The sequence below is a fragment of the Burkholderia diffusa genome, assembly GCF_001718315.1.
Lineage (GTDB): Bacteria > Pseudomonadota > Gammaproteobacteria > Burkholderiales > Burkholderiaceae > Burkholderia > Burkholderia diffusa_B.
The window spans coordinates 1-26,347 of record NZ_CP013363.1; the positions used below are offsets into that span (position 1 = coordinate 1).

Here is a 26,347-nt window from a genome sequence, read left to right on the forward strand (position 1 = left end):
TCAGGCGGCCCGAGACTGGTTCAGGGTAAATGACAGCAGGTCGCCGTCGGTCGGCTCGCCCCAGGTCTTCTGGGCGAGCCAGTCGAAAAACGCCGTCTCGGCCAGCTTCGAATCGAGACCGCGCTTGCGCCAGTCGTCGCGCAGGTGCGAGCCCATCGTCGGCAACACCTCCGACTCGAACGACTCACGCGCCACTTCGCGTTCCGCGTCGCCCTGCTCCTCGTACAACACCTTCGCTTCCTTGCGGCGGAACGCCGCGAATTCGCTCAACAGACGCGCCTTCAAATCGTCCGGCTGCGCCGAGACGGCCTTCGCGGCAGGCGTGCCGGAAGGCAGCGTGTCGACGGACTCGACCGGCGGCGCATAACCCTTCTTCAGCGCATCCTTGAACAACGCGGGCGCACTGCGCACCGGTGGCAGCGTCGTGCTGCGCATCCGCTGCTCGGTCATCTGCAGCGCGGCGCGAATCCGGTTTTCCTCGCTGTCCGCGTAGAGCGTCTGCGCTTCCTTGAGCGGAATCCCGAGCTTCACCATCCGGTCGACCAGCGTGCTGTCGAACACGTTCGGATGCTCGTCGAGCGCGAGCATCGGCTGTTTGCGCTCGGTCACGCGGAACTGGATCTCCGCGACCCGCCGCCCTTCGCGATGCTCGATCAGCTCGACGAAGATGTTGGTGACCGCATTGACCTCGGCGATCGCCGGACGCAGGTAGTCGCGCTTGAAGTACTTGTACTCGCGCTTCGCCTCGTCGCCGGCCTCCGTATCCGGCGTGCCCGACAGGATCGGCCGCCACCATTCCCACGGCTCGCGCATCGTCAGGTGGCTCGGGTTCGTCAGATAACGCACGCAGATTTCGTAGAGCGCAAGACCAGCGCTGCTGCGCAGCTGGCTTTGGAACTGAAGGCTCAGACGCGCGTACTGGACCGGGTCGAGCAGCTTCTTCTTGATCTTCGGTGCAAATGAGAATTCGACCCACACGCGGCGGGTGGCCGGATCCTCGAGAATTTCGGCATCGGCGATCAGTGTCGAGATCCCCCACTTGCGGCCCGGCTTCTGGCTCGACGTCCCCGTACTCCATTCGACCTGGACCGACACCATACGGCGCAGGTGTTCCTTCACCAGAGCAGTGTCGTTCGAATCGAAGGCGGAGTTGGCGACGATGTCCGACAGCAGCGCGCGATAGGTATCGCCCGAGTCGTCGGCCTGCTGCGCGACGGCGAGCAGAACGTTGAACAGCTTGCGGGTCAGGAGCGTGATCTTGCCGCTCTTCGGCTGAATTGCGATCGCCTCGACGGCCTTACGCAATTCGGCTGAACTGGCACTCACCACATCCACATCGGTTTTCTTGGCGCGCTTCGTGGCCATGCGTCAGGTCGGAGGAGAAGTTTCACGGAAGGATAGCGCCTGTGGTGATGTGCGTCCAGAACGACATGCTCACCATAGCCGGTGAAGTGCACACGCAAAACGGCACTCACCCCAACGCTCTCCCGAAAACCCTCACCGGTCCGGATTTAAAGCGTTTCGGACTCATCCAGACGTGTCGCGGGATGCGCGGATTCACAGATTTTTGCCTGTGCTCGATACGTGCGACACTTGCTCCCGTATCGGCTCACCTTTCCTTTTGTCGTAATTTTACGACTGCGCTCCCGCGTCCTCGTCACAGGCCCGCCACTGGCTGTCGCGGCATCGGGCGGTAGGCCCGAAACGCCCTGTATGCATGTACAGGCGCGACTGACGGGGCAATCTCGACCGCCTCCGGTATCGAAAACCGGCATCGAAGAGAGATCCCGTGACGTCAATCGAAGCCGTTTCACAAGCCCGGGCGCGCATTGTACAGCGCACAGAAACCGGTCGGTCCCGAAAATTCTCACCTTATCCGCTCGAAATTCTGTGACCCGGATATCGACAAATCCCCGACACACGCGGGATCGGCAAGCAGGGCCTCCCGAAAAACCTCACCTTAGTGATAAAACCGGCGTTCTGGCAGATGTGGAAGTTGCTCCCGAAAAATCTCACCGTAACCGGCGCAGTATCAAAAATGTCAATGACATCCGATACTTATGTGCACCGGATGTTCCGCTGTGCCTGATGGCCATCCCCCGAAAAACCTCACCTTTACGGCACTCGGGTAGATGTGGCAGCCGTATGCCGACTCCCGAAAAATCTCACCTGTGCCAAAAAATGGCACAGCGAAAATCAGATTTCCGCCAGTCCTGGTGGGCTTTCCAGCGAATTCGCCCCTCATGGGATCCCGAAAAGCCTCACCTTTGAGCAATTTTCGAGCAAATGCTGCTCCTGAAAAAACTCACCTATGAGGCATCCGAAGGCCTGTGATCGATGCCCCGAAAAAGCTCACCTTATCGGGATCCTGGCAGGAAAACCCGGATTTCGCTCCCGAAAAGCCTCACCTTTCGGTTCCCACAGTCTTCCCCGGGCACTTTTGCGGTGCAAAATGGCCGTCGTTTCCCGTAAATCCTCACAGCAAACTCCTGTGAACTCCCGTGAAACCTCACCTTTCCCGAAAACTGCCCAAAAGATAGGCAGAATAGGGGCAGGAAGAGGGTCCCGCAAATTCTCACCTATATCTGCACAGGCAGAAAACTGTGCGTGTAGGCGCAGCATGGGTTCTGTGGCTGTGTGGCCCCGAAAAATCTCACCTTTGACGAATCTGGTGTTTCACTGTGATCCCGAATCCGCTCACGATCCTTCCTGCATCGGCTCACGCAGATCCCCGAACCCCATCACTTCAGCTCCCGCAGAAGATCACCTTGGCTCCCGTAAAACTTCACCTTGTCGGCCGGAGAGCCTTGATACATAAGGCTGAGCCGTGGCGTTAACGTTTTTAACTAAGGGTTCAAGGGTGTTTACTTCTAATACTCTCAAGACATCGGTACCCGAGTTTTCCACAGAGACCCAACCCCGGAACACCAACTTGCTGCGATGAAGTCCGTCATGTGAAACAAATGCACTTTTTCGGGGCCTTCTCAAAAACACTTGTAGAACAAGGAGTTGTCTTCTTTTCTTCGCTTTGTTTCACGGAATTGAAGTGCTGGCTCGTCCGGATCGGCTCACAGACCCGATTTCTGCGCAGAGCGACGTAAATTCACCACGCTCCACAAAAACAAGTATCAAAAAACACGTATTTCGTTATGATCGCAACATATCAATGCCTGTGAGTCCTCCCCATGACGCTGGATGAAATGCGTGAAGTCATCCGTGAAGAACTGGAATCGCTCCGCGCGAGCGGCGCCCGCCGCCAGGAGCTGTCGCTGCATGCGTGCAAGCGGTTGTTCTTCGATCTCGGTATCCGACCGTCGGCTGCCAACGTTCGCGACCTGACCCAGACCGGCAGCGCCAGCGACATTCCAAAGGACATCGACCATTTCTGGGAACGGATCCGTTCCGCATCGAAAATTCGGCTCGACGGTGCGGCGATCCCGAAAGTGGTCGAAGAAAAGGCAGGCGCATTGCTCGGCGCGCTATATGAAGAGGCGTTGAAAGCAGCCAGGGAAAGCCTCGACGTCGATCGCGAACAGGTTCGCGCAGGTCTGACCGACGCGGAACAGCGGCTGCGCGACGCCATGGTTCGCCAGGAAACCCTCGAGGCCGCACTAACGCGCAGCGAAACCCGCAACGAGCAGCTGCAGGCGCGCGTGACCGAACTCGAAGTGCTGCTGGCGTCGCAATCGACACACGGTTCGGCAAACGAGGCGACGCTGCTCACCACGGTGGCCCGACTTGAAAAGGAACTGGCCGCCATGGCCGGCCGCGTCGACACCGAGCAAGCGCAGAACGCTACGCTGCGCGACCGCATCGACGCGCTGCAAGCCGAATTGCAGCAGCGCACCGAACACTATGCGCAGCAGATCAAGGATGCGGTAGCCGAAGCCGAACGCCGCGTCAAACCGATGCTGGTCGAGCTGGACTCGCTGCGCAGCATGGCGTCGACCTACCAGAGCGGTTTGCGCGACGTACAGCGCAAGGAATTTGATTTTCTTCAACAACTGAGTTCGGCCAAGGCCCGCGCGGACCGGCTCGAAGAACAGCTACGCACCCAGAGCGACGAACTGGACCGTGCGACGCGCGATGTGAATACGCTGCGCGCGAGCCGCGGGATGCACCCGGAGATTTCCGCGCTGATTCGGCGCCTGGCCGATGCGGGTCAGCTCGATGCGGAAGCGTTTTCCGCGATCGGGACGTCACTGGACCATGAGATTCCGGTGCCGACTCAGTGTCCGCGTTGCGACGGCGAACCGGAGTTGTCGCACGGTGACGACGGGTTCGAAGTGTCGTGCCCCGAATGCGAACATGCGTCGGGGCCCTGGCCGTCCCGATTCGAAGCGATCGCGCGCTTTGCGCGCGACTGACGTGTCGCCTGGCACAGTGATTCCACAGGTGAGGCGATTCGGGATGCGTAAGGTGAGGTTCTTCGGGAGCTGCGAAACGGTGAGGCTACGCCGCAGAAGGCTGCTCACGGATCATGTCGCGTGAGCAGCCGGCTCGGCATCAGTGAGTTTCGTCCTGCTCGAACGCGTCACCATTCGCGAGATCATCGCGCCAGTTTTTCCATGCGCGGTGAAGACGGTTCGACGAGATCGGCCGCATGAAACCGAGCCATTTGCCGACCCGCTCGGGTGGCACGTCGTGTTCGAACAGTTCGGCTGCGTAAGTGTTGCGCAGCGTTTGCGGGCTCGCGCGCGCGGTGCGTGACGACGTGAGCCCCGCAGATTCGACGATCGCATCGATCGCGCGCAGCATCGTCGCCTTGTGCATTGGCCGCCCGGCGTGCGATGCCGGGAACACGAGCTCGCCTGGAATCTCCTGGCGCTTGCGCTCTAGAAGCCATGCTTCGAGCAACGCGATTGCGAATGAGGCCAGATGGGTTTCGCGCGCGAAATCGGGATGCGTCGACGGGATCTGCAGCGATGTACCGCTCGCATTGATGCAACTAATCGTGAGCACGCGTGCTTCGCCGGTTTTCACGCCGGCACCGAGAAATGCGGCGACGAGCGCGCGGTCGCGTCGCTCCTTCCAGTATGCGGAGCCGGATACGCCAATCGGTGAAAACAGGTAGGCCAGCAACTTCGCACGTTCGTTTGGTGTCAGGAAGCCGGTCGGCTCGTTGTCGCGGGCCTGGCGCCAGTTCGCTTCGCCATCCTGAGCAATGAAGCGCGCCGGGTTGGTGGACGCGAGCTCGGTGCGCCGGATGTGGTCGAGAACGCGTTCGATCAGCCGCAAATAACGCATTCGCTGCGTCTTCCGGATGGGAAGCTCGCTGACGAAATTCGCGATCGTTGCGGTATCGACCGTGGCCAGGTTTTTCTGATGTATGCGCAGCCATGCGAGAAAGGCGCCCCATTGTGCACGGTAGACGTCGGCCGACGAACGGCGGTAGTCCTGCATGGCAAGCCAGGCGTCGAACGCGGCTTCGGGCGCGACGATCCAGTCGGCTGCACCGCGGTCGAACAAATCCTTTTCTTCCGGGCGAACGGGCGTGTCGGGGGACGGTGGAAGGGACATGTTATTTATTCCGTTAGTTGCGTATATGGTAACCCTATCCGCAACGTCGCGACCGGCAGGATGCGCGAGCCGGCCGCCGTGTCGATCAGCCGGGGCCTGTCGTCAGTCGCCCCACGCCTTGGAAGGGCGATGGGCACGCTCGCGGGCGGCTGTCTCCTGCGACCTGGCCGCAGCTTCATACGCGAGGACCGCGAACGAGAAGACAGCGGGCAGCGCATTCGATCGTCCGAAGTCGATCGGATCGTCCGTTTCCGGAAAGGTCATGTCAGGTGGCCGTTCGAACAACTGGCGCATGCCGGCTTCGTGCCGGCTGGCAAAGCCGAGATCGGCGAGCGCCTCGGCTTCGATGGCGTGCAGCAGGCGCCACGACAGCGGGACGCGCTGATGAATGTAGCGTCCGGCTATGTGGCGAACAATCAACTCCAGGTCGTGCGCGGCAGCCTTGAAGCTGAGCGCGGCCAAATCTTGTTCTTCTGTCATCGCAGGCTCCTGTCGACCGGAGCCCGCGCCTCGGTGCGCCGACCCCGGCCAATGCATGGCGGAATGTCCGTATACTGTACAAACATACAGTATTTTCCGCAACTGGCCTTTCGGCCAGCTATCCGCATCGTCAGCGATGGATCACGATCAGTAGTGCGCGCGCTTCGGCCTTGCCAGGATTGCGGATCGCGTGCGGCGCGTCGGCCGGGTAGCGTGCGGTGTCGCCCGCTTTCAGGCGTCGGCTCGCCGCCGCAGCTTCGATTTCCATCGCGCCCTGCAGTACGGTGAGGTGCTCGCGCGTTCCGGGTTCGTGCGCGTTCGACACGAGCGCGCCGCCCCCCGGCAGCGTCAGTTCGTACCACTCGAACTTGCCGGCCAGGTCGATCGGGCCCCATACGCGCAATTGATAGCGGCCGTCGTGGCCGGCGAGCGTCGGGATGTCGTGCGGGCCGTCCACGCGAATCGTCTCCGGCGCCTTCGGCTGAGAGAACAGCTCGTCGAGCGTGATCCCGAGCGCATTCGTGAGCCGCCATGCAACCGCGATCGTCGGATTGGCCTTGTCGCGCTCGATCTCGGAGAGCATCGACTTCGATACGCCGGCTGCGCGCGACAGGTCGTCGAGGGTCAGCCGGCGCTCGTTGCGCAGGCGCTGGATTTGCTCGCCGACGCGCGGCGGCGTCACGCCCGGCGGCTGCGGTGCGGCGCCGGAAGGCGTGCGCCGCGACGCGGAGGAACTTGCCATTTGGTTTCCGTTCGCTTAGAGTTGTTCGGTATTTCGAATACTAGTTCGGAATATCGGATAAATGCGGTCAACCGAACGACCGACTATAACAGTAGCAGGCCGTTGGGCTGCCGCCACGAGCGGCGCGCGGCGGATTGCGAATCCCTGTCAGGAGCTTTGCGATGCGTGATGCCTTTCTCGCCCAGGTGCGCGGGACGCTCGACCAGATCCGCGCGGACGGTTTTTACAAGACCGAGCGCGAGATCGCGAGTCCCCAGGCGGCGGCCGTGCGGCTCGCCAGCGGTGCCGGCGTGCTGAATTTCTGCGCGAACAACTATCTGGGTCTGGCGAATGACCCGCGCCTGATCGCCGCGGCGCAGGCCGGTCTCGACCAGGACGGCTTCGGCATGGCGTCGGTGCGCTTCATCTGCGGCACGCAAACCGTGCACAAGCAGCTCGAAAGCGCGCTGGCGTCGTTTCTCGGCACGGAAGACAGCATCCTCTATTCGAGCTGCTTCGATGCGAATGGCGGCCTGTTCGAGACGCTGCTCGACGAGAACGACGCGGTGATCAGCGACGAGCTGAACCACGCGAGCATCATCGACGGCATCCGCCTCTGCAAGGCGAAGCGCTTCCGCTACAAGAACAACGACCTGTCCGACCTCGAGGCGAAGCTGAAGGAGGCCGACGCAGCGGGCGCGCGCCACAAGTTGATCGCGACCGACGGCGTGTTTTCGATGGACGGCATCATCGCCGACCTGAAAGGCATCTGTGACCTCGCCGATCGTTACGGCGCACTCGTCATGGTGGACGATTCGCACGCGGTCGGCTTCATCGGCGCGCATGGTCGCGGTACGCCCGAGCACTGCGGTGTCGACGGTCGCGTCGATATCATCACCGGCACGCTCGGCAAGGCGCTGGGCGGTGCATCGGGCGGCTATGTCGCGGCCCGCCGCGAGATCGTCGAATTGCTGCGCCAGCGTTCGCGCCCGTACCTGTTCTCGAACACGCTGACGCCGAGCATCGCCGCGGCGTCACTGAAGGTGCTGGAACTGCTCGGCAGCGACGAAGGCGCGAAGTTGCGCGAACGCGTGCGCGAGAACGGTGCACGTTTCCGCGAGCAGATGACTGCCGCGGGTTTCACGCTCGTGCCGGGTGCGCATCCGATCATCCCGGTGATGCTCGGTGACGCGCAGCTTGCAACCAGGATGGCTGACAAGTTGCTCGAAGAAGGTGTCTACGTGATCGGCTTCTCGTTCCCGGTCGTGCCGCGCGGTCGCGCACGCATCCGCACGCAGATGAGCGCCGCGCATACGCCCGAACAGATCGATCGGACGGTCGCCGCGTTCGTGCGCGTCGGCAAGTCTCTCGGCATCGTCTGACGGAGGCGCGAACATGAAAGCACTGGCAAAGCTCGAGCGCGGCCCGGGTCTCACGCTCACGCGCGTGAAGCGCCCCGAAGTCGGACACAACGACGTGCTGATCAAGATTCGCCGCACGGCGATCTGCGGCACCGACATCCATATCTGGAAGTGGGACGACTGGGCGCAGAAGACGATTCCCGTACCGATGCACGTCGGCCATGAATACGTCGGCGAGATCGTCGAGATGGGGCAGGAAGTGCGCGGTTTCGCGATCGGCGACCGCGTGTCCGGCGAAGGCCACATCACGTGTGGCTTCTGTCGCAACTGTCGTGCTGGCCGCCGGCATCTGTGCCGCAACACCGTAGGCGTCGGTGTGAATCGTGAGGGCGCGTTCGCCGAGTATCTGGCGATTCCCGCGTTCAACGCGTTCAAGATTCCGCCCGAGATCTCCGACGATCTCGCGTCGATCTTCGATCCGTTCGGCAACGCGACGCACACTGCGCTGTCGTTCAATCTCGTCGGCGAAGACGTGCTGATCACGGGCGCGGGCCCGATCGGCATCATGGCCGTCGCGATCGCGAAGCACGTCGGCGCGCGCAACGTCGTGATCACCGACATCAACGATTACCGGCTCGAACTCGCGCGCAAGATGGGGGCGACGCGCGCGGTCAACGTCGCACGCGAGTCGCTGCGCGACGTGATGACCGACCTGCACATGACGGAAGGTTTCGACGTCGGCCTCGAGATGTCTGGCGTGCCGAGCGCGTTCACCAGCATGCTCGAGGCGATGAATCACGGCGGCAAGGTCGCGCTGCTCGGCATTCCGCCCGCGCAGACGGCGATCGACTGGAACCAGGTGATCTTCAAGGGGCTCGAGATCAAGGGGATCTACGGTCGCGAGATGTTCGAGACCTGGTACAAGATGGTCGCGATGCTGCAAAGCGGTCTCGATCTGTCGCCGATCATCACGCATCGTTTTGCGGCCGACGATTACGAAAAAGGCTTTGCTGCGATGCTGTCCGGTGAAAGCGGCAAGGTGATTCTCGACTGGACTGTCTGAATGCCGGCGGGGCGGCTCGGCACGTGTGCCGACTGCCCCGCTCGTGTCGGCATGAGCGTTTGTCGAAGCCGGGCGCTTCGACGAACGCGTGAGGTGAGATTATTCGGGAGCTGTGTTTGCGTGCCGAATGATGGCTCGATCGTGCTTCCGTGTGGCGCGCAGCCGAGGAATTCAACGACGGCACGTCGTTTCTCCTTGTCGATATGACGGCGATCGCGCGTCGGTTCCGCAGCTCGAATCGGTGACATGCAAACGCGCATGCACCTTACCCGCCAGCGTCGCCGTCCCGCCGCACTATCGCGTCGCTCGGCGCGCGTCTTTCTTCCTGCCCTTCCGTTTCCTTTACCGCGCCCGAATAGCGAGGCCTTGTCGCATCGCCCGCTTGCGACGGTCTCGCCGTGCCTTCGCGGCAGCACGTCACCATCCAACGCCGTGACGGTGCCTCCTTGATGCGTGAGCCGATCAACGACGTGCGAACTCACCTTTCATCCTGCCAGGCTGCATCGATCGGTGCACTGCCCGCTATTTGATCCGCTCACCGTTCAACCATCGCGGTTCGAGTTGCAGACTCGACACGGCGAGCCAGCGTTTCGGGCATTGCGGTGCGGTGTCGATCAGCTCGCCATGCGCACCGGACGTCGTCACGAGCCCGCGCTGCGCCGCATGCCGATACGCGCGGGATACGTCTGCCTGACGCCCAAAGCTGACGAGTGCGCAGGTGACGAAACGGAACATCGGCAACGTCGCGGTTTCCGGCGCGTAGTCGACCGCGACGAGCAGGGCGTCGAACACGAGCGTCAGAATTGGCGTTACGGCAATCGTGATGCCCGTCAGCTTCACCCGCCCGCGCATACTCAATGCCGTCCTCAATGTGCTGCCCGCCATCGAAACCATGCGGCGTTCGGCCCTTCCGGCGACAGGGCCTTTTCACGTGCGTGTTGACGACGGAGAACGATCGTTCTACCGTAAACCCATGAACACACATGATGACTTCTCCGGCGAACCGGTCGTTCGGGACAGGCTTCTCGACGCAGCCGAAGCGCTGATCTATTCGGGCGGCATCCACGCCACGGGTGTCGATGCGATCGTGAAGCGAGCGGGCGCCGCACGAAAGAGCTTTTATTCGCACTTCGAATCGAAGGAGGCGCTGGTCGTCGCCGCACTCGAGCGTCGCGACGAGCGCTGGATGCGCTGGTTCGTCGATGCCACGCTGGCGCGCGGCAAGTCGCCGCGTGCGCACTTGCTCGGCATGTTCGACGTGCTGCGCGACTGGTTCTCGCAACCGGAATTTCACGGCTGCGCGTTCCTGAACGCGTCCGGCGAGATTGCGGATGCCGACGATCCGGTACGCGTCGTCGCGCGTATGCACAAGGCGCGCTTGCTCGCGTTCGTGCGCGGGCGGTTCGACGCGTATGCCGATGACGTCGGCATCGAGCGCCGCCGACTGGCCCGCGTCGCGCGCCAATGGCTGGTGCTGATCGATGGCGCGATCGGCGTCGCGCTCGTCAGCGGCGATGCGACGGTGGCGCGCGATGCGCGTGCAACCGCCGAACTCGTTCTCGATACGGTTTCTCGGGCGTCGACGTAGCGCGTCCCAACCGGCTGCGTTCGTGCGCAGCCTCAACCTTGAACAGGAGCATCTCATGTCCGCTTCCCCGGAAGTTCGTCCGCCCGTTCCGCCCTTCACGCTCGATACGGCGCGCCAGAAAGTGCGTGCCGCGGAGGATGCGTGGAACACGCGCGACCCGCAGCGCGTCTCGCTCGCCTATACGCCGCAGAGCCGATGGCGCAATCGCGCGGAGTTCGTGACGGGCCGCGACGAGATCGTCGGACTGCTGCAGCGGAAATGGACGCGCGAGCTCGACTACCGGCTGATCAAGGAGCTGTGGGCGTTCGGCGGCAATCGCATCGCGGTGCGATTCGCATACGAATGGCATGACGACGCCGGCAACTGGTTCCGCTCATACGGAAACGAAAACTGGGAGTTCGACGAAAACGGCTTGATGGCGCATCGCCACGCGAGCATCAACGACCTGCCGATTCGCGAGGCGGATCGCCTGTACCACTGGCCGCTCGGTCGCCGTCCGGACGATCATCCCGGCCTGTCCGATCTCGGCCTCTGACGCATCGCGATGACGGCGCGTGCACGCGCTCGATCGTGCATCGAGTGCGACGCCTGTGCTCAACGGTGAGGAAATACGGGAGCCGCGGGTTGAGGTGAGCGTTTTCGGGAGAAGAGGCAGTTCGTGCGTGACGGTGTGATTTTTCACGCGCTGCATCTCACCGATCAATCGTCGCAGGAAACGATGCGGTTGCACGGACCGAAGCACCGCATGCGTGACCGTGCACGCGCTTTCGTTGCTCGCATGCGGATCGCATGCAACATCGCTCGCGCACGTGCGGCATACATGCACGGGGGGGAGTTGCCATCGGTGTGTATCGATGCGCGATGTTATTCACCGCTCGACTTCGATGTAATGCAGGTCGCTGCGATGGATCGACACGTAACGTGCGTGCTGCCGAATCGCGTCGCTCACCGTTCGACATCGAAATCGAAATCGAAATCGACATCGAAATCGACATCGAAATCGACATCGACACGCACGCACGCATGGGTCCAGGCATGCGTGTCGGAATCGGCGAAGGCGTTGCAACGCTCAGCCGTGCTGCGCCATCGTGACCGCGACGCCGATCGACCGCTTCCTGGCCGCGCCCCTTCGGATCTTTCTGTCAGCCGGCGATCCGCGACGCGATCGCCTCACCCACTTCCTGCGTCCCCGCCTGACCGCCGAGATCGCGCGTGCGAGGCCCGGTGCGCAGCACGTCTTCGATCGCCGCAACGATCGCATCGTGCGCTTCTCGTTCGCGACCCGCGCCGTTACCGAGAAAGTCGAGCATCATCGCCGCGGACCAGATCATCGCGATCGGGTTCGCGATGTACTGGCCCGCGATGTCCGGCGCGGAGCCGTGCACCGGTTCGAACAGCGACGGAAACTTGCGATCGGGGTTCAGGTTCGCCGACGGCGCGATGCCGATCGTGCCCGTGCAGGCCGGCCCGAGGTCGGACAGGATGTCGCCGAACAGGTTCGACGCGACGACCACGTCGAAGCGGTCGGGCTGCAGCACGAAGCGCGCGCACAGGATGTCGATGTGCTGCTTGTCGACGGCGATCTCGGGATAGCGTTCGCCCATCTCGGCCGCACGCGCGTCCCACCACGGCATGCTGATCGCGATGCCGTTGCTCTTGGTCGCGACGGTCAGGCGCTTCGCACGGCGCTGCGCGAGCTCGAACGCGAACTTCAGCACGCGCTCCGTGCCGTGACGCGTGAAGATCGACTGCTGCATTACCACTTCGCGCTCGGTGCCTTCGAACATCGTGCCGCCGACCGACGAATATTCGCCTTCGGTGTTCTCGCGCACGATCATGAAGTCGATGTCGCCTGCCTTGCGGCCGGCGAGCGGCGACGGCACGCCGTCGAACAGGCGCGCGGGCCGCAGATTGATGTACTGGTCGAATTCGCGGCGGAATTTCAGCAGCGAACCCCACAGCGAAATGTGATCGGGCACCGTCGCGGGCCAGCCGACCGCACCGAACAGGATCGCGTCCATGCCGGAGAGCCGGACCTTCCAGTCGTCCGGCATCATCTTGCCGTGCCGGGCGTAGTAGTCGCAGCTCGCCCAGTCGATCTGCTCGAACTGGAAACGGATGCCGAAGCGCGCCGTCACCGCGTCGAGCGCGCGCAGGCCTTCGGGCATCACTTCACGGCCGATGCCGTCACCGGGGATGACGGCAATCTTGTACGTCTTGTCGCTCATGCAAGCCTCCTTGGCTGATCGGGCCGCCGGCAGCGTGCGCAGCGGAACACGACGCCATTTTATTTATTTCCATTCAGATTAAAATCGTGCGAAAGGTTAATCGACTTTCCACGAATCGTGAACAAATCGCCGAATCTCGACGACCTGCGCGTCTTCAGCCTGGTCGTCCGCCTGACGAGTTTCAGCATGGCCGCCGAACAGCTCGCGGTATCGCCTGCCTATGTGAGCAAGCGCATCGCGCTGCTCGAGGCGCAGCTCGGCACGCGGCTGCTGCATCGCTCGACGCGCCGCGTAACGGTCACGGAGGCCGGCGAACGGGTATTCGCGCGTGCCGAGAAGATTCTCGACGACGTCGATCATCTCGTCGAGGACGTGTCGACCACGCGCACGGTGCCGCGCGGCACGCTGCGCATCTCGAGCAGCTTCGGCTTCGGCCGTCATGTCGTTGCGCCGGCGTTGCTCGACTTCTCCGCGCGCTATCCGCAGCTCAACGTCCGGCTCGATCTGTTCGACCGGATCGTCGACGTCGCGGGCGAAGGCTACGACCTCGACGTGCGCATCGGCGACGAGATCGCAGATCACCTGATCGCACGTCGTCTTGCCGCAAACTATCGTGTGTTGTGCGCGTCGCCCGACTATCTCGCACGGCGCGGCACGCCGCGCACGCTCGCGGATCTCGCATCGCACGACTGTCTCGCGATCAAGGAGCGTGACCATCCGTTCGGCGTCTGGCGGCTGAACCTGCGCGGAGAAACGGCGACGGTGAAGGTCGGCGGCGCCCTGTCGACCAACCACGGCGAGGTGGCCGTGCAATGGGCGCTGGCCGGGCGCGGGATCGTGCTGCGCTCGGTCTGGGAAGCGGGACCGCTGATCGAACGCGGCGCCCTGCGTCGCGTGCTGCCGGACGTGATTCAGCCGGCGAACATCTGGGCGGTGTATCCGGAACGCGTCGCGGCTTCGGCGAAAGTGCGCGTGTGCGTCGATTTTCTCGCGGAGGCGCTCGCCGGATTGAATGCCGCCGCGGGTGACGATGCGACCTGAAATCGCCAAAGGTGAGCTTTTACGGGGGCATGTGAGAAGCGCCGGCAGACGTCCGTGACGGCTTGCAACGGCGTCGCGAGCCGGCAGCGTGCACGGGCCCGCGGCTGCGATGCGCCGGGCCGGGTCGGCCAAGGGTGACGCCCGCCGGCGGCTTACACTGCTGTCGCCGCACTCGCCGCACTCGCCGCACTCGCCGCACTCGCCGCACTCGCCGCACTCGCCGCACTCGCCGCACCGAGCATCAGGTCGAGATTCTGCACGGCCGCGCCGGATGCCCCTTTGCCGAGATTGTCGAACACGGCGGACAACAGCACCTGACCATGATCCGCATTCACGAACACGCCGAGCCGCAGGTCGTTCGTACCGTTCAGCGCTTGCGGATCGAGGTGCGTGATCGTGCGCGTATCCGCGAGCGGCATGACCTCGACATGGCGCGCGCCGGCGTAATGGTGCGCGAGACATGCATGCAGCAACTCACCGGTCACGCCGGCAGAGAGAAGACGCAGTTCGATCGGCACGGTCAGCACGATGCCCTGCCGGTAAGCGCCATACGCGGGCACGAACAGCGGACGGTGTGCGAGCCCGGCGTGCAGCTGGATCTCGGCCACGTGCTTGTGCGCGAGCGCGAGGCCGTAGACCTGCAGCGGTTTCGTGCGTGCAGCCCCGTCCGATTCGAATTCGTCGACCGCGGCCCGCCCGCCGCCCGAGTAACCGGACACGGCATGGATGCTCACCGGGTAGTCGCGCGGCAGCAGGCCGGCTCGTTGCAGCGGCCGGAGCAAGCCGATCGCGCCTGTCGGATAGCAGCCCGGATTGGTCACGCGCCGTGCGCGCGCGATCGTCTGCGCGTGTCCGTCGATCATCTCCGGAAAGCCGTAGACCCATTCCGGATCGGTGCGATGGGCCGAGCTCGCGTCGATCACGCGTACCGCCGGATTGCGGATGAAGCCGACCGCTTCGCGCGCGGCGGCGTCGGGCAGGCACAGAATCGCGATATCGGCTGCGTTGATCGCTTCGGCGCGGCGCGCGGGGTCCTTGCGCTCGGCATCCGGCAGCGTGACGATCCGCAGGTCGGTGCGATCCCGCAGGCGCTCGTGAATCTGCAGTCCGGTCGTACCTTGGTCGCCGTCGATGTAGACAGTGGAGAGGCTCATGATGGTCGCATTCCTCGTTTCAGACGTCGGGAAAGCCGTATCGTCCATCGAACGCCTAGAATAGGAAAAGTTGAATTTCCTGATTGCGAGATTCAGATTTCATGAACGAGAGGCGGGAATGCGCGAGATCAGTCTGGATCGACTGCGTACGCTGGTCGCGATCGCCGACCAGGGGTCCTTCGTGGGCGCGGCGCAACTGCTTCATCTCGCGCCGCCGACGGTCAGCCTTCATGTCGCCGAACTTGAAAGCCGCATCGGTGCGCCGTTGCTGTCGCGCACGCGCGGCAACGTGCAGCCGTCGACCATCGGTGCCGTGCTGGTGGAGCGGGCGCGTCGTCTGCTGGCCGAGGTCGAGTCGACCCTCGATGACCTGGAGCGACAAGTGCAGGGGCTGACCGGACGGGTGCGTCTCGGTGCATCGACCGGGGCGATTGCCCATCTGTTGCCGCAGGCGGTGGCTCGATTGCGCGAGCAGCATCCGGACATCGATGTTCAGATCGCCGTGCTCACGTCGCACGACACACTGGCGCGCATTGCACAGGGCACGCTCGACGTCGGACTGGTGGCGCTGCCGCAGCCGGCGGTCGCGGGACTGTCGATCCGCGCGTGGCGGCGCGATCCGGTGCTGGCCTTTCTGCCCGCGGACTGGCGGCTTCCCGCGCGGGTGACGCCGGCCTATCTGGCCGCGCGTCCGCTGATTCTCAACGATGCGACCACCCGCCTGTCGCGGCTCACGACCGAATGGTTTGCGCTCGGTGGCCACCGCCCGGAGCCGCGTATCGAACTCAACTACAACGACGCGATCAAGAGTCTGGTCGCCGCGGGCTACGGCGCGACGCTGCTGCCGCACGAGGCGGGCGCTCCGTTGCCCGACGCACGCATCGTGATGCGGCCGCTGCGTCCGGCGTTATGGCGCGAACTGGGCATCGCCCATCGGGCCGGCCCGGTCGAGCGGTCGACCCAGCACGTGCTCGATGCGTTATGGGCGCTTGGCGCGCGCTAGAACGCAGCGGGCGGCATTCCGGTTCGCCGGGCGTCACGCGTCGCGCACGATCGCGCCGGCACGCGGGCGAGCCCATTACAGCCGGTGGTCCTTCGCGAGCATCAGCACACGCGCCCAGCGCTGCGCATCGCGCTTGTCCATCATCGGCAGCTTCCATTCGCCGTGCATGGCGTCGCGCACACGCACGACCAGATGCCAGCGGCCGCCGATCGGCGCGGCTTCGCAGCCGTCGAGCTGCGATAACGTATAGCGGCCGTCTGCGCCATCGTGCGACAGCCAGAGCAGCCCCTGCGTCGCGGATACGCGTACCTCGCCCCACGCACGATGCACGATGTGGGTCCAGCCTTGTTCCTTCGTGTTCGGTGCGATGTCGCGGCGGCGCTTGATCCACCACGCGATCAGCGAGATCAGGATCGCGGCGGCGAGCACGGCGGCCGCGATCGCGACCGGCTGGCCGAACTGCGCGGCAATGACGTGGAACAGGTGAACCGCGCCCCATCCCAGGGCGATGAGCGCGAATAGCGCAATGAAAATCGGCATGTCGGATCTGAAAGAAGATCGGACCGGCGCAGGCAACGCGCCGGTCCGTCGCAGGCGGCATTACCGGCGGCGGTGAATGTCGTGCGTGACGAAGCCCGCGTCGTTGGTGGGCAGCGCGAGGCCGTCCTTGACCGCGAGCGTCTTGCGGATGTCGTCGAGACCCGCGCTCCAATGGTCGCGCATCGTCGACAGACCGAACTGATAGTCCTTGTAGTGGTGCTCGTACGCCTTCTGCTGATAGATCAGGTGCTGGATGTTGTACTTCTTCCCGCTCGACATCGCTTCAGCCTCGACGCACCACGGGTCGTTCTTGCGCTGCTCTTCCGGCACCTGCTCGAGCACGTGGCGCAGCACGTTGCGGTAGCGCTGTTCGCGCTGCAGCGTGTCGGTGACGAAACGCGTGCGGCTCGAATACTGCACGTCCTTCGTGCGCTCCGCGACGTCGGCCATCGTGCGCGGCAGCGGCCCGCGTGCGCTCCACAGGTCGACCTGGAACGCGAGCGTGTCGCGACGTGGCCTTGCGCGCAGCACTTCCATCAGCGGCGTGTTAGATACGACGCCGCCGTCCCAGTAGTACTCGCCGTCGATCTCGACCGGCGGAAACGCGGGCGGCAGCGCGCCGGACGCCATGAAGTGCTCGGGCGCGAGGCGGATGCGCGAGTTGTCGAAGTACACGAAGTTGCCGGTGCCGACGTTGACCGCGCCGACTGACACGCGCGTCTCGCCCGAGTTGATCCGGTCGAAATCGCACAGCTTGAGCAACGTCGCACGCAGCTGCGACGTGTCGTACCAGCTGATCTTTTCCGGATGATCGGACACGCCGGGCAGCGGCGGCGGGAAGCGCGGCACGAAGAACCCCTGCTGGCCCTGCATCATCGCGCTCGCGGCCTGCGACGCGGTGAAGAACGTGCGGATCTGATCGATGCTGTTGAACAGCGCGAACTCGAACGCGGCCGGAATCGCGGGAAAGAACGCCGGCTGGCAGATCGTTTCCCAGAATTCGCGCAGCCGCTCGACGCGATGTTCGGGCGCGTTGCCGGCGATCAGCGCAGTGTTGAGCGCACCGATCGAGATGCCGGCGATCCAGTCGAGCGGAACGCCCGCTTCGTGCAGCCCTTCGAACACGCCGGCCTGATACGCGCCGAGCGCGCCGCCGCCCTGCAGGACGAGCGCGATCGTTTCGTACGGCAGCGACCGCGCAGCGGCTGGCGCGCCGGCTTCGTGATGCAGGTCCGCCGCATCGACGGCCTGCTTTTCTGTACGCGCGTGCGGTTTCATCAGTTGCTCCGAGGAAATCCCGCCGTGGATGGCGGAGACGGATGGCGTACCGTCGGGCGACGGCACGCCATCGTGAGTCGTGGGAATGGACGTGATGCGGAAATCGCCCCCGTCAGGGAGGCGGGGACGTTACTGCATGAACCAGCCGTGGCTGACGATGAACGACTGGCCCGTGAGCGCGGCGCTCGGGAATGCCGACAGGAACAGCACCGTCTGCGCGACGTCCTGCACCGTCGTGAACACGCCGTCGACCGTGTTGCCGAGCATCACCTTCTTCACCACTTCCTCTTCGCTGATCCCGAGCTCCTTCGCCTGCTCCGGAATCTGCTTGTCGACCAGCGGCGTGCGCACGAAGCCCGGACACACGACGTGCGAGCGCACGTTGTGCTTTGCGCCCTCCTTCGCCAGCACGCGCGCGAGGCCGAGCAGCCCGTGCTTGGCCGTCACGTACGCCGACTTCAGCGGGGACGCTTCGTGCGAGTGCACCGAACCCATGTAGATCACGACGCCGCCGCGATCGTCCTTGTACATGTGCTTGAGCGCGGCCTTCGTCGTCAAGAACGCGCCGTCGACGTGGATCGCCTGCATCTTCTTCCAGTCGGAAAACGAATAGTTCTCGATCGGGTTGACGATCTGGATGCCCGCGTTCGACACGAGGATGTCGACCGAGCCGAACGTTTCGGCCACCTTGTCGATGCCGCTGTTGACCGCTTCCTCGCTGGTCACGTCCATCGCGACGCCGATCGCCTTGCCGCCCGCCTTGTTGATCTCGTCGGCAACCGCATTTGCGCCGTCCTGGTTCAGGTCGGCGATCGCCACGGCGGCGCCCGCCTTCGCGAGCTCCAGTGCGATTTCCTTGCCGATGCCGCTCGCGGCGCCCGTGACGACTGCGGTCTTGCCATTCAGGTTGCTCATTTCGAATTCCCGTGGTGAAAGGATTGACAGGGGAGAAAGGACTGCGGACGTGTTACTGAGCCAGGTAATCGTAGACGACTTCGCCGAGGCCGAGCGTCAAATCCGCGACGAGATGGCGTGCTTCGACGATCTCGAGCACCGGCAGGTCGGCCACCGGCGCAAGCGCATGCGGTGCCAGTTCGAGCGACGCGGGACCCGTCCACGCACCCTTCATCTTGATGTCCTGCATGTAGTAGCGCACCAGTTCGCACACGCGTGCGGTGCCGTCGACGTGCGGGATGATCTTCAGCAGGAAGTTCGGGCCGGCGAGGCGCTTGGTCTGCTCGTCGATGTCGAGTTCCTTGTGCTTGTAGCCCATCGTGCCGGTCGCGACGCGCACCTTGCCGTAGTCGAGCGTTCCCAGGATGTGATCGGTGTTCACGTGCAGCGTGGGCGATGCGAGTTTCTTCGGGAAACCCCACAGCTCGCGGCCGCCGGCGATCGGCGGGTGATCGTCGAGATACATCGCGAGCGTGTAGCCGCCGGCCTGGCCGTTGTACTCCACGGGGATCACCTGACCGCTTTCCGTGTAGTCGCCGAAGCCGGTCGAATCGGCCATGCGAATGAATTCGTAATGGACGAGCGGTTCGATGACCTGCAGCGGCTCGGGCACGATTTCACGCAGACGGTCGGGATCGGTGCGATACGTGATGATCAGAAACTCACGATCGTCGAAACGGTACGGACCCATCGGAAAGGCGGGGCTGGTCAACGGCATCGCAAACGCTTTCGATCTGACATCGCTGGGTTTCATGCGGACTCCTTGTTGTTGATCGCTTCGTGGATGAGTGCTCGTAAGCTCGTAATCCTATGCCTGTGCGTTGCCGTTGTGCGATGCCGCATTTGGAATTAATTGTTGCCGATTTCGAATTATTTGCGACGCAAATATTGAGGCGAATGATGCAAACGGCACGGAGCACGCGCGGGGGCCCGATATTCGCACGTGTCGATGACGTCGCGATGTGAAAAAGGTGAGCCTTTACGGGATGGTTGGTGAGCTTTTACGGGAGACATTCGCGTGAGAATGTGACAATTGTGTGAACTTGTGTTGCAGTGCAGGCTCTAAGTGCGTTCGCGCGCGACGCGCGGGCCGTCCCGATCACGGCCCGCGTCCGACGCGTTAAGCATTGCTTAAGCGAGTGAGCACTAGCATCGTTCCATCCGACCGGCACGTCCGGTCCAATCGTTACGCCCCACGCAACCGCATTCATGCAGAACCTCAATCTCACCCTGTTTTCCGCCGTCAATGCTGGCACCGTGCCGCACCCCGGTGTGGCTCGCGTCGCCATCTTCGCCGCCGACTGGCTCGTCTATGCGCTGCCGGCAATGCTGCTGCTGACCTGGATCTTCGGCGAACGCCCGACGCGCCGCCAGGCGATCGAAGCCGGCGTCGGCACGTGCGTGGCGCTGGCGCTCGCGCAAGTGATTGGGCATTTCTGGTTTTCGCCGCGGCCGTTCATGGCCGGCGTCGGCACGCAACTGATTCCGCATGCGCCGGACAGCTCGTTTCCGAGTGATCACATGACGTTCGCGTGGAGTCTCGCGGTCGGCATGATGCTCGCCGGCAGCACGCGGCTGACCGGGTTCGTGATGGCCGCGATGGCCGTCGCGATTGCGTGGGGGCGTGTGTATGCGGGCGTGCACTGGCCGTTCGACATGGCCGGCGGCGTGCTGGTCGGCACCGCCGGCGCGCTGGCCGCGCACCTGTACGGGCAACGCGTGGTCGAGCTGCTCGAACGGATCGGCGACGCGGTGCATGCGGTGATGATGGGGCGCGAACGCGCGCCCTAAGGCGAGAATTACGCGGGAGTGCTACGGGCCGGACGCCGTCAACCGGGCGTCTTGGCCGCTTCAGCCGAAGCGGACGGTCCGCCTCCCGCTTCGTGCAGTTCGGGCGTCTCGCCCGGAGGCCGTGTGGCGTCACGTTCGAGCGCGCTTTCCTTCAGGATCGCGCACATTGCAACGAACAGCGCCAGCACGACGGCCGCGAGGCCGCAATAGCCGGCGATCTTCAGGTTGCGAAGAAAAGGCGAAGCGTGGCTTTCTTTTGTCATGACCGGGCGCTCCTGGGCGGGCTGCGGCGGCTGTCGCCTGACAGCGGCGTCGCAGACATACATATATACCAGCTGCCCCGCCGATGCCAAGCCCGCCGATGCGCGGGTGCCCGTTCGCGTCAGTCTTCCAGCGTTTCATGCACGGCCGTCGCGCCGCGCTTCCAGTATGCCGCCGCGCGGATGCGCGATTTGTCGACGCCGCGTTCGGCCGTGAGGTGCTGCCGCACCGCACGCATCGACTGCGCTTCGCCTGCCGCCCACACGTAACCGTCGCCGGAGGACGGCAGCGGCAGCTCGCGTACCGCATTGAGCAGCACGTCGCCGTCCGCCGCGTCGGCTTCGGCGCGAAAGCGCCAGACTTCATGCACGTCGGCACGCGTGTCGAACGCGATCTGCGCGGTGCGATCCGCGACTTCCAGCACGACTGCGGCACGCGCGCCGGCCGGCAATTGCTCGAGACGCCGCGCGACCGCGGGCAGCGCCGTATCGTCGCCAATCAGCAGATGCCAGTCGAAATCGATCGGGACCACGAACGAACCGCGCGGGCCGCCGATGCCGAGCCATTGGCCGACGCGTGCCTGCGCCGCCCACCGCGACGCGGGGCCGGGATGGTTCAACACGAATTCCAGATCGAGTTCGCGGGCGGCACGATCGAAGCGGCGCGGCGTGAAATCGCGCGCGACCGGCTTCGGTTGACCTTCGGGAAACTCGGGGCCATTCGCTCCGAGCGTCGGCATCGCGGGACGCTCGGCGCCTGGCGGCGGGAAGAATACCTTCACGTGATCGTCGAACGACGACGATTCGAAATCCGCGAGGTCGGGGCCGCCGAGTGTGACGCGCAGCAAGTGCGGCGTTACCGCGTGCACGCGCACGACCTGCAGCAGGCGGAACTTGAGGGTGTGCCGCACGCGGGTGACGGTGCGTTCGGATGTGTTCTGCATCGATCCGTTCTCCTAGGGTTTGACGGGGCGGCGCGGGTCACGCGCCGGTGCCGCCTTCGATTTCGGCCGTCGCGCGGCGCATGATTGCCGCGATGCGCCGCTGTTCGTCGGCATTGGCGGCGCTCTTGTGAAGCAGCGCCCGCTTCAAGGCGAGGCGGGCCTCGACGAACTCCGGCAACCAGCCGGGCTGCGTTTCGTCCTGTGCTTCACTGCCGGCCGATTCGCCGGCGAACGCGCGACGCATGAATTCCATCTTGCGTGCGAGGTGCGTGAGGCGCGCGAACAACGTATCGACGCGCTCGCGCTGCGCATCGAGATGCGCGCGCCCGGCGTCGGTCAGCGCATAACGCTTGCGGTTGCCTTCCGCCTGCGACGCGACGAAACCGACTTCCTCGAGATACGTGAGCGCCGGGTACACCATGCCGGGGCTCGGGCTGTAGAAACCGTTCGAGCGCGTGTCGAGCGCCTTGATCAGCTCGTAACCGTGGCTCGGCTGCTCTGCGACCAGCGCGAGCAGCAGCAACTGGAGATCGTCGGAGCTGAACTGGCGGCCGCGCGGCATGCCATCGTCGCCGAAGTCGCCAAAGCCGCCGCGTCCGCCACGGCCGCCAAACGGGCCGCCGCCGAACGGATCGTGGCCGCGCCGATGGCGGCCGATCGCTTGCCAGACTCTGGCGTACCAGTCAGGGCCGGCATGCGCACCATGACCGTCGCATCGGGCATGGCCGCGGGAGGAGTTGTGTCGCATGATCGTGTCCTATATGTCGAAAAACATATCTAAAGATATATATCGAAAGATATAGAGTCAAGGGGAATTATTGGGGTGGTATCGCAGCTTGCCGGGCGTGGTCGGAGTCGATGCAGCGAAAGTCAGGTTGCGACGAGAATGGCTGCATGTTCGGGCAGATTGCGGGCTGGGCTCCAGCAGTCACGCGACCGTGCAGGGTGCTGGAACGATCGCCAACGAGAGTGGCAGTGCACCGATCCGAGTGGCATCGAGTCTGGCCGGCCGAATTTCCGCGAGACATTGTTGGCTGGGCGCCGAAGTGCTGCTCGGTAGCCTCGGCACGGATCCGGACCCGCTCGTCATTATCGACATGCTGGCGAACGGATCGCGACGATGAACGACACAGCCGTTCGGGTTGGTCGTGAACCTCTGGACGAACGATCTCGCGAAAGCGTTGCGCTACGTGCAGCGCATCGAAGCGGGCACCGTGCGGGTGAACATGCACACGCTGGTCGGTCCGGCCGTGCCGTCCGGCGGCGCGAAACGAACCGGCGTCGGCCGGGAGTACGGCCCGGTGTTCATCGACGCTCATACCGACGGCGCAGCAGCAACGCGAAACCCGCCCGGCGCAAACCGGGCGGGCATCGCTGCCCCGAGCCCACGCGCATCAGAACCGCGTACTGAACCCGATCCGCGCGACCGACTGCAGCGCGCTGCTCGACGCGCCATTGACGTCCATCACGCCGTTGATCTGCGCGTTGCTGCCGTGGCCCGCGCGCTGATGCGCGCCCGCGACATAGACCATCGTGCGTTTCGACAGCCAATACTGGACGGCGGCCAGGAACTGGTGCGCGTGCGCGTTATCGAGCGTGTCGTTGCCCTTCATGTACGTGTAGCTTGCTCCGATCACCCAGACCGGCGATGGATGCCACGCGGCGCCAGCTTCCGCCGACCACGCCCTCGCGCCGTTCCACGCGTTGTGCACGGTCGTGAAAAGCGCCTTCGCCGTGACCGTGCCGAGCGTGTAGTGCGCGCCGGCGCCCCAGTTGAGCACGGTGGTGGCCGGCAGCCCTCCCGCCGCGCCGTACTTCTGGTTCGTGTAGGCCGCGCCCGCGCCGAACGGGCCGTTGTCGTAGCTCGCGCCGACGCTGACCGTGTTGTGCGCGCCAATCGATCCGGCGACGTTCCCGAAGCCGTACAGTGCGCCGAAGGTCACGCCCGAGACCGACGCGCTCGTGTACTTCACGGAATTCGCGACGCGATTGCTGCCCGCGACGCGGTCCCAGTCGAACGCGCCGGTCGGATTGTTCGGCAGCGCGAGCTTGTCGAACGGCCCGTTGCGAAAGCCGTACAGCCCGACGAGATCCTGCGCGATTTCATTGCCGCTCGCCGCGAGCGCGTCGACCATGAATTCGTACTGGTTACCGAGTGTCAGCGTGCCGTAGCGGTCGTTCTGCAGTCCGACATAGACCGTGCGTGCGAACAACCCGCCGCCGATCATCGAGCCGTTCGCGAGCGAGAACTGATTGACGAGCCGGAAGATCGCGCGCGAGCCGGCGCCGAGATCTTCCTTGCCCTCGAAACCGAGCAGGTTCGGAAAGAATATGTTGTCGTCGAACTTCGCATTGCCTTGACCGCCTTCGTTGCTGACATAGCTGATGCCGGCATCCAGCAGCCCGAACATCGTCACGCTGCTCTGCGCGAACGAAGCTGCCGGAATCGTGCAGGCCGCAAGGGCCAGCAGGGTCTTTTTCGCCATCTCCAATGTGCTCCTCACATGTTTCCGGTCATGCCGGAATACTTTTTGATTGGACTACTGATTGATGCGAAGATAATGAATCGTGGAACTGCCGGTTCGATCGCGCCCGGCGCTAGACCGTCGAATACCCGCCGTCTACCGGCACGATCGCGCCGGTGACGAAGGATGCGCCGGGCGAGCACAGGAACAGGATCACTTCCGCGACCTCGTCGGCCGTGCCCCAGCGCGCGAGCGGCGTGCGGTCGAGAATCCGCCGCGACGCCTGCGTGTCGGCCATCAACCCGCTGCTGAGCGGCGTGTCGATCCAGCCGGGCGCGACCGCATTCACGCGGATGCCGCGCTCGGCCCACGCTTGCGCGAGCGAGCGCGTCAACTGCGCGATGCCGCCCTTGCTTGCGCTGTATGCAGGACGGTCCTTGCTGCCGAAGTAGGTGTACATCGACGCGACGTTGACGATGCTGCCACCGTTTGCCGACAGTGCCGGCAGCGCGGCGTCGGATGCCCGCATCACCGACGTCAGGTTCACGTTCAGTACCCGCTCGAACTGGTCCATCCGGTATTCGTCCGCGTGCCGGCTGATGCCGACGCCGTTGACGAGCATGTCGACGTGCGGCAGCGCGCGGATCCGGCCCGTCAATGCATCGCCGTCGGTCACGTCGAGTTCGACGCAGCGGATGGCGGGATGCACCGGCGCATTCGGGCCGGCGGTGTCGAGCCCGAACGCGACGACCGATGCACCCGCTTGCGCGAAACGCCATGCGGTGCGCGCGCCGATGCCGGACGTGCCGCCCGTCACGACGACGGTCTTGCCTTCAAACGACCAGGGGCGGTTCATGTTCGATACTCCCGACGGTGTGAAGCGGGCGCGCGTGCCGGCGCGGCGGCGCGACCAGGATTTTGATCTGCGCGCGATCGGCAAGCAGCGCGTCGAAGCCGTCGGCGACGGCATCCTCGAGCGATACCGTGCGCGTGACGATCGACGTGAGATCGAGTGCGCCCGATCCGATCAGCCGCAACAGGTCTTCGTATACGTGCCGGTAGCCGACGCTGGTCGCGAGGGTCAGCTCGTCGTTCACCGCGCGGAATGCATCGAAGCTCGCATGCGGCATCAGGCCGACCATCACGAGGCGACCGCCCTTGCGCAGCCCCTGCATCGCCGCTTCGAAGGTGGCCGGCAGGCCGGCCGCCTCGAAGCTCACGTCGACACCGAGCCCGCCCGCCGCCTCGCGGATCGCATCGCGCAGCACCGGCGCGTCGAGCGAGCGCGGATCGAACGTGTGTGTCGCGCCGAAGCGCGCGGCCGCGGCAAGCCGCTCGGGCGACACGTCGACCGCGACGATCGCCGTCGCGCCCTGCCGCTTCGCGAGCATGATCAGCAGCAGGCCGATCGGCCCGAGCCCGAACACCGCGCAGGTGTCGCCTAGCCGCAGCTCGCCGCGCCGCAGCGCGTGCAGCGCGACGGCGGCCGGCTCCATCACCGCGGCCTGCTCGAGACTGACGTCGTCGGGCAGCCGGTGCAGCATGTAGGCCGGCACGACCGCGAAGTCGGCCATCCCGCCGTCGCCCATCAGGCCGGCGAAGCCCATCGACACGCAGAGGTTGTACGACCCAGAGCGGCAGTACGCGCACTGGTGGCAGTGATACTCGGGCTCGACCGCGACGCGGTCGCCGGGGACGAACGTCGTGACGCCCGGGCCGACTTCGACGACGGTGCCGCAGAACTCATGGCCGAGCGTCAGCGGCGCGATGCGGCCGGACAGCGGATGCGGCGCGTCGACGGGAATCGCATGGGGGCCGTCCGCGTATTCGTGCAGGTCGCTGCCGCAGATGCCGCAATACGCGACCGCGATGCGAACTTCACCGGACCCCGCGCGCGGCGTGTCGAGCTCGACCAGGCGGATGTCGTGCGGGCCGTGCCATTGAAGTGCACGCATG

At 64.5% G+C, this 26,347-nt stretch carries 26 protein-coding genes and 1 pseudogene; 10 read left to right on the top strand and 17 right to left on the bottom strand.

The window, feature by feature from the left end:
- Positions 1-1,365, bottom strand: a complete 1,365-nt coding sequence (locus WI26_RS15370; RefSeq protein WP_069226433.1) for a replication initiation protein — start codon at positions 1,363-1,365, stop codon at positions 1-3.
- A gap of 1,820 nt (positions 1,366-3,185) precedes the next feature.
- On the opposite strand from WI26_RS15370, the gene WI26_RS15375 reads away from it, so the two are divergent.
- Complete coding sequence (locus WI26_RS15375) at positions 3,186-4,367, top strand: DNA-binding protein (protein WP_069226434.1); 1,182 nt, start codon at positions 3,186-3,188, stop codon at positions 4,365-4,367.
- A gap of 139 nt (positions 4,368-4,506) precedes the next feature.
- Here WI26_RS15375 and WI26_RS15380 read toward each other — a convergent pair whose 3' ends face one another.
- The 3 genes from WI26_RS15380 to WI26_RS15390 form a co-directional block, all read right to left on the bottom strand.
- Positions 4,507-5,520 (bottom strand): tyrosine-type recombinase/integrase, encoded by a 1,014-nt coding sequence (locus tag WI26_RS15380; protein WP_069226435.1) that lies wholly within the window; start codon positions 5,518-5,520, stop codon positions 4,507-4,509.
- Between the two features lie 102 nt (positions 5,521-5,622).
- A complete protein-coding gene (locus tag WI26_RS15385) occupies positions 5,623-6,000 on the bottom strand; it encodes a DUF2471 family protein (protein WP_069227732.1) in 378 nt (125 codons plus the stop codon).
- Between the two features lie 130 nt (positions 6,001-6,130).
- Positions 6,131-6,742 (bottom strand): helix-turn-helix domain-containing protein, encoded by a 612-nt coding sequence (locus WI26_RS15390; protein WP_069226436.1) that lies wholly within the window; start codon positions 6,740-6,742, stop codon positions 6,131-6,133.
- A 161-nt stretch (positions 6,743-6,903) separates the two neighbouring features.
- On the opposite strand from WI26_RS15390, the gene WI26_RS15395 reads away from it, so the two are divergent.
- On the top strand, positions 6,904-8,103 hold the full coding sequence (locus WI26_RS15395; RefSeq protein WP_059467398.1) for a glycine C-acetyltransferase: 1,200 nt from the start codon (positions 6,904-6,906) through the stop codon (positions 8,101-8,103).
- Between the two features lie 13 nt (positions 8,104-8,116).
- The gene (tdh, locus tag WI26_RS15400) at positions 8,117-9,145 is read left to right on the top strand and encodes an L-threonine 3-dehydrogenase (RefSeq protein WP_059467399.1); all 1,029 of its coding nucleotides are present in this window, start codon (positions 8,117-8,119) and stop codon (positions 9,143-9,145) included.
- 522 nt (positions 9,146-9,667) lie between these two features.
- On the opposite strand, the gene WI26_RS15405 is transcribed toward tdh, so the two are convergent.
- Positions 9,668-9,985 carry a hypothetical protein gene (locus WI26_RS15405; RefSeq protein ID WP_236849338.1) on the bottom strand — a complete coding sequence of 106 codons (318 nt, stop codon included), beginning with the start codon at positions 9,983-9,985 and terminating at the stop codon, positions 9,668-9,670.
- A 133-nt stretch (positions 9,986-10,118) separates the two neighbouring features.
- Between WI26_RS15405 and WI26_RS15410 the strand changes: the two genes are divergently transcribed.
- From WI26_RS15410 to WI26_RS32225, 3 genes are all read left to right on the top strand, one after another.
- Positions 10,119-10,733, top strand: a complete 615-nt coding sequence (locus tag WI26_RS15410) for a TetR/AcrR family transcriptional regulator (RefSeq protein WP_069226438.1) — start codon at positions 10,119-10,121, stop codon at positions 10,731-10,733.
- 55 nt (positions 10,734-10,788) lie between these two features.
- Positions 10,789-11,268, top strand: a complete 480-nt coding sequence (locus WI26_RS15415) for a DUF1348 family protein (protein ID WP_012365039.1) — start codon at positions 10,789-10,791, stop codon at positions 11,266-11,268.
- Positions 11,269-11,594: 326 nt separating this feature from the next.
- The gene (locus WI26_RS32225; protein ID WP_155768778.1) at positions 11,595-11,825 is read left to right on the top strand and encodes a hypothetical protein; all 231 of its coding nucleotides are present in this window, start codon (positions 11,595-11,597) and stop codon (positions 11,823-11,825) included.
- A gap of 50 nt (positions 11,826-11,875) precedes the next feature.
- On the opposite strand, the gene WI26_RS15420 is transcribed toward WI26_RS32225, so the two are convergent.
- The gene (locus WI26_RS15420; protein WP_069226439.1) at positions 11,876-12,961 is read right to left on the bottom strand and encodes a tartrate dehydrogenase; all 1,086 of its coding nucleotides are present in this window, start codon (positions 12,959-12,961) and stop codon (positions 11,876-11,878) included.
- 117 nt (positions 12,962-13,078) lie between these two features.
- On the opposite strand from WI26_RS15420, the gene WI26_RS15425 reads away from it, so the two are divergent.
- Positions 13,079-14,002, top strand: coding sequence for a LysR substrate-binding domain-containing protein (locus tag WI26_RS15425; protein WP_059467403.1), 924 nt, complete (start codon positions 13,079-13,081; stop codon positions 14,000-14,002).
- 152 nt (positions 14,003-14,154) lie between these two features.
- Here the strand turns inward: WI26_RS15425 and argC are convergent, their stop codons facing one another.
- On the bottom strand, positions 14,155-15,156 hold the full coding sequence (argC, locus tag WI26_RS15430; protein WP_069226440.1) for an N-acetyl-gamma-glutamyl-phosphate reductase: 1,002 nt from the start codon (positions 15,154-15,156) through the stop codon (positions 14,155-14,157).
- Positions 15,157-15,274: 118 nt separating this feature from the next.
- Between argC and WI26_RS15435 the strand changes: the two genes are divergently transcribed.
- Positions 15,275-16,159, top strand: a complete 885-nt coding sequence (locus tag WI26_RS15435; RefSeq protein WP_059467404.1) for a LysR family transcriptional regulator — start codon at positions 15,275-15,277, stop codon at positions 16,157-16,159.
- A 75-nt stretch (positions 16,160-16,234) separates the two neighbouring features.
- Here the strand turns inward: WI26_RS15435 and WI26_RS15440 are convergent, their stop codons facing one another.
- The 4 genes from WI26_RS15440 to WI26_RS15455 form a co-directional block, all read right to left on the bottom strand.
- Entirely contained in the window at positions 16,235-16,699 is a 465-nt protein-coding gene (locus tag WI26_RS15440) for a hypothetical protein (RefSeq protein WP_059536341.1), read from the bottom strand.
- 60 nt (positions 16,700-16,759) lie between these two features.
- On the bottom strand, positions 16,760-17,977 hold the full coding sequence (locus tag WI26_RS15445) for a patatin-like phospholipase family protein (protein ID WP_059467406.1): 1,218 nt from the start codon (positions 17,975-17,977) through the stop codon (positions 16,760-16,762).
- 129 nt (positions 17,978-18,106) lie between these two features.
- The gene (locus WI26_RS15450; RefSeq protein ID WP_063550917.1) at positions 18,107-18,892 is read right to left on the bottom strand and encodes a 3-hydroxybutyrate dehydrogenase; all 786 of its coding nucleotides are present in this window, start codon (positions 18,890-18,892) and stop codon (positions 18,107-18,109) included.
- A 52-nt stretch (positions 18,893-18,944) separates the two neighbouring features.
- A complete protein-coding gene (locus WI26_RS15455) occupies positions 18,945-19,685 on the bottom strand; it encodes an acetoacetate decarboxylase (RefSeq protein WP_069226441.1) in 741 nt (246 codons plus the stop codon).
- 455 nt (positions 19,686-20,140) lie between these two features.
- Here WI26_RS15455 and WI26_RS15460 point away from each other — a divergent pair, with 455 nt between their 5' ends.
- Complete coding sequence (locus WI26_RS15460) at positions 20,141-20,722, top strand: undecaprenyl-diphosphatase (protein WP_069226442.1); 582 nt, start codon at positions 20,141-20,143, stop codon at positions 20,720-20,722.
- 38 nt (positions 20,723-20,760) lie between these two features.
- On the opposite strand, the gene WI26_RS15465 is transcribed toward WI26_RS15460, so the two are convergent.
- The 3 genes from WI26_RS15465 to WI26_RS15475 form a co-directional block, all read right to left on the bottom strand.
- Entirely contained in the window at positions 20,761-20,985 is a 225-nt protein-coding gene (locus WI26_RS15465; RefSeq protein WP_069227733.1) for a hypothetical protein, read from the bottom strand.
- Between the two features lie 119 nt (positions 20,986-21,104).
- A complete protein-coding gene (locus tag WI26_RS15470; protein WP_069226443.1) occupies positions 21,105-21,926 on the bottom strand; it encodes a siderophore-interacting protein in 822 nt (273 codons plus the stop codon).
- Between the two features lie 37 nt (positions 21,927-21,963).
- A complete protein-coding gene (locus tag WI26_RS15475; RefSeq protein ID WP_069226444.1) occupies positions 21,964-22,674 on the bottom strand; it encodes a PadR family transcriptional regulator in 711 nt (236 codons plus the stop codon).
- 442 nt (positions 22,675-23,116) lie between these two features.
- Here WI26_RS15475 and WI26_RS32990 point away from each other — a divergent pair.
- Positions 23,117-23,188 (top strand): annotated as a pseudogene (locus tag WI26_RS32990) (hypothetical protein); the annotation flags it as partial.
- Positions 23,189-23,320: 132 nt separating this feature from the next.
- Here WI26_RS32990 and WI26_RS15480 read toward each other — a convergent pair.
- The 3 genes from WI26_RS15480 to WI26_RS15490 all read right to left on the bottom strand — a co-directional run bounded on the left by WI26_RS15480 (position 23,321) and on the right by WI26_RS15490 (position 26,346).
- A complete protein-coding gene (locus tag WI26_RS15480; protein ID WP_069226445.1) occupies positions 23,321-24,412 on the bottom strand; it encodes a porin in 1,092 nt (363 codons plus the stop codon).
- 112 nt (positions 24,413-24,524) lie between these two features.
- A complete protein-coding gene (locus tag WI26_RS15485) occupies positions 24,525-25,247 on the bottom strand; it encodes an SDR family NAD(P)-dependent oxidoreductase (protein WP_069226446.1) in 723 nt (240 codons plus the stop codon).
- Positions 25,225-26,346, bottom strand: a complete 1,122-nt coding sequence (locus tag WI26_RS15490) for a 2,3-butanediol dehydrogenase (RefSeq protein ID WP_069226447.1) — start codon at positions 26,344-26,346, stop codon at positions 25,225-25,227. The genes WI26_RS15485 and WI26_RS15490 overlap by 23 nt, the downstream gene beginning before the upstream one ends.
- Between the last annotated feature and the right edge of the window lies 1 nt (position 26,347).

What these genes read in the sequence shown, in the direction of transcription:
- WI26_RS32225 (WP_155768778.1), top strand. Translation starts at nt 11,595, where the DNA reads ATGTTATTCACCGCTCGACTTCGATGTAATGCAGGTCGCTGCGATGGA.
- tdh (WP_059467399.1), top strand. Translation starts at nt 8,117, where the DNA reads ATGAAAGCACTGGCAAAGCTCGAGCGCGGCCCGGGTCTCACGCTCACG.
- WI26_RS15455 (WP_069226441.1), bottom strand. Translation starts at nt 19,685, where the DNA reads ATGAAACCCAGCGATGTCAGATCGAAAGCGTTTGCGATGCCGTTGACC.
- WI26_RS15445 (WP_059467406.1), bottom strand. Translation starts at nt 17,977, where the DNA reads ATGAAACCGCACGCGCGTACAGAAAAGCAGGCCGTCGATGCGGCGGAC.
- WI26_RS15480 (WP_069226445.1), bottom strand. Translation starts at nt 24,412, where the DNA reads ATGGCGAAAAAGACCCTGCTGGCCCTTGCGGCCTGCACGATTCCGGCA.
- WI26_RS15375 (WP_069226434.1), top strand. Translation starts at nt 3,186, where the DNA reads ATGACGCTGGATGAAATGCGTGAAGTCATCCGTGAAGAACTGGAATCG.
- WI26_RS15380 (WP_069226435.1), bottom strand. Translation starts at nt 5,520, where the DNA reads ATGTCCCTTCCACCGTCCCCCGACACGCCCGTTCGCCCGGAAGAAAAG.
- WI26_RS15435 (WP_059467404.1), top strand. Translation starts at nt 15,275, where the DNA reads ATGCGCGAGATCAGTCTGGATCGACTGCGTACGCTGGTCGCGATCGCC.
- WI26_RS15410 (WP_069226438.1), top strand. Translation starts at nt 10,119, where the DNA reads ATGAACACACATGATGACTTCTCCGGCGAACCGGTCGTTCGGGACAGG.
- WI26_RS15370 (WP_069226433.1), bottom strand. Translation starts at nt 1,365, where the DNA reads ATGGCCACGAAGCGCGCCAAGAAAACCGATGTGGATGTGGTGAGTGCC.
- WI26_RS15470 (WP_069226443.1), bottom strand. Translation starts at nt 21,926, where the DNA reads ATGCAGAACACATCCGAACGCACCGTCACCCGCGTGCGGCACACCCTC.
- WI26_RS15465 (WP_069227733.1), bottom strand. Translation starts at nt 20,985, where the DNA reads ATGACAAAAGAAAGCCACGCTTCGCCTTTTCTTCGCAACCTGAAGATC.
- WI26_RS15485 (WP_069226446.1), bottom strand. Translation starts at nt 25,247, where the DNA reads ATGAACCGCCCCTGGTCGTTTGAAGGCAAGACCGTCGTCGTGACGGGC.
- WI26_RS15420 (WP_069226439.1), bottom strand. Translation starts at nt 12,961, where the DNA reads ATGAGCGACAAGACGTACAAGATTGCCGTCATCCCCGGTGACGGCATC.
- WI26_RS15440 (WP_059536341.1), bottom strand. Translation starts at nt 16,699, where the DNA reads ATGCCGATTTTCATTGCGCTATTCGCGCTCATCGCCCTGGGATGGGGC.
- WI26_RS15385 (WP_069227732.1), bottom strand. Translation starts at nt 6,000, where the DNA reads ATGACAGAAGAACAAGATTTGGCCGCGCTCAGCTTCAAGGCTGCCGCG.
- WI26_RS15390 (WP_069226436.1), bottom strand. Translation starts at nt 6,742, where the DNA reads ATGGCAAGTTCCTCCGCGTCGCGGCGCACGCCTTCCGGCGCCGCACCG.
- argC (WP_069226440.1), bottom strand. Translation starts at nt 15,156, where the DNA reads ATGAGCCTCTCCACTGTCTACATCGACGGCGACCAAGGTACGACCGGA.
- WI26_RS15475 (WP_069226444.1), bottom strand. Translation starts at nt 22,674, where the DNA reads ATGCGACACAACTCCTCCCGCGGCCATGCCCGATGCGACGGTCATGGT.
- WI26_RS15395 (WP_059467398.1), top strand. Translation starts at nt 6,904, where the DNA reads ATGCGTGATGCCTTTCTCGCCCAGGTGCGCGGGACGCTCGACCAGATC.
- WI26_RS15490 (WP_069226447.1), bottom strand. Translation starts at nt 26,346, where the DNA reads ATGCGTGCACTTCAATGGCACGGCCCGCACGACATCCGCCTGGTCGAG.
- WI26_RS15450 (WP_063550917.1), bottom strand. Translation starts at nt 18,892, where the DNA reads ATGAGCAACCTGAATGGCAAGACCGCAGTCGTCACGGGCGCCGCGAGC.
- WI26_RS15460 (WP_069226442.1), top strand. Translation starts at nt 20,141, where the DNA reads ATGCAGAACCTCAATCTCACCCTGTTTTCCGCCGTCAATGCTGGCACC.
- WI26_RS15415 (WP_012365039.1), top strand. Translation starts at nt 10,789, where the DNA reads ATGTCCGCTTCCCCGGAAGTTCGTCCGCCCGTTCCGCCCTTCACGCTC.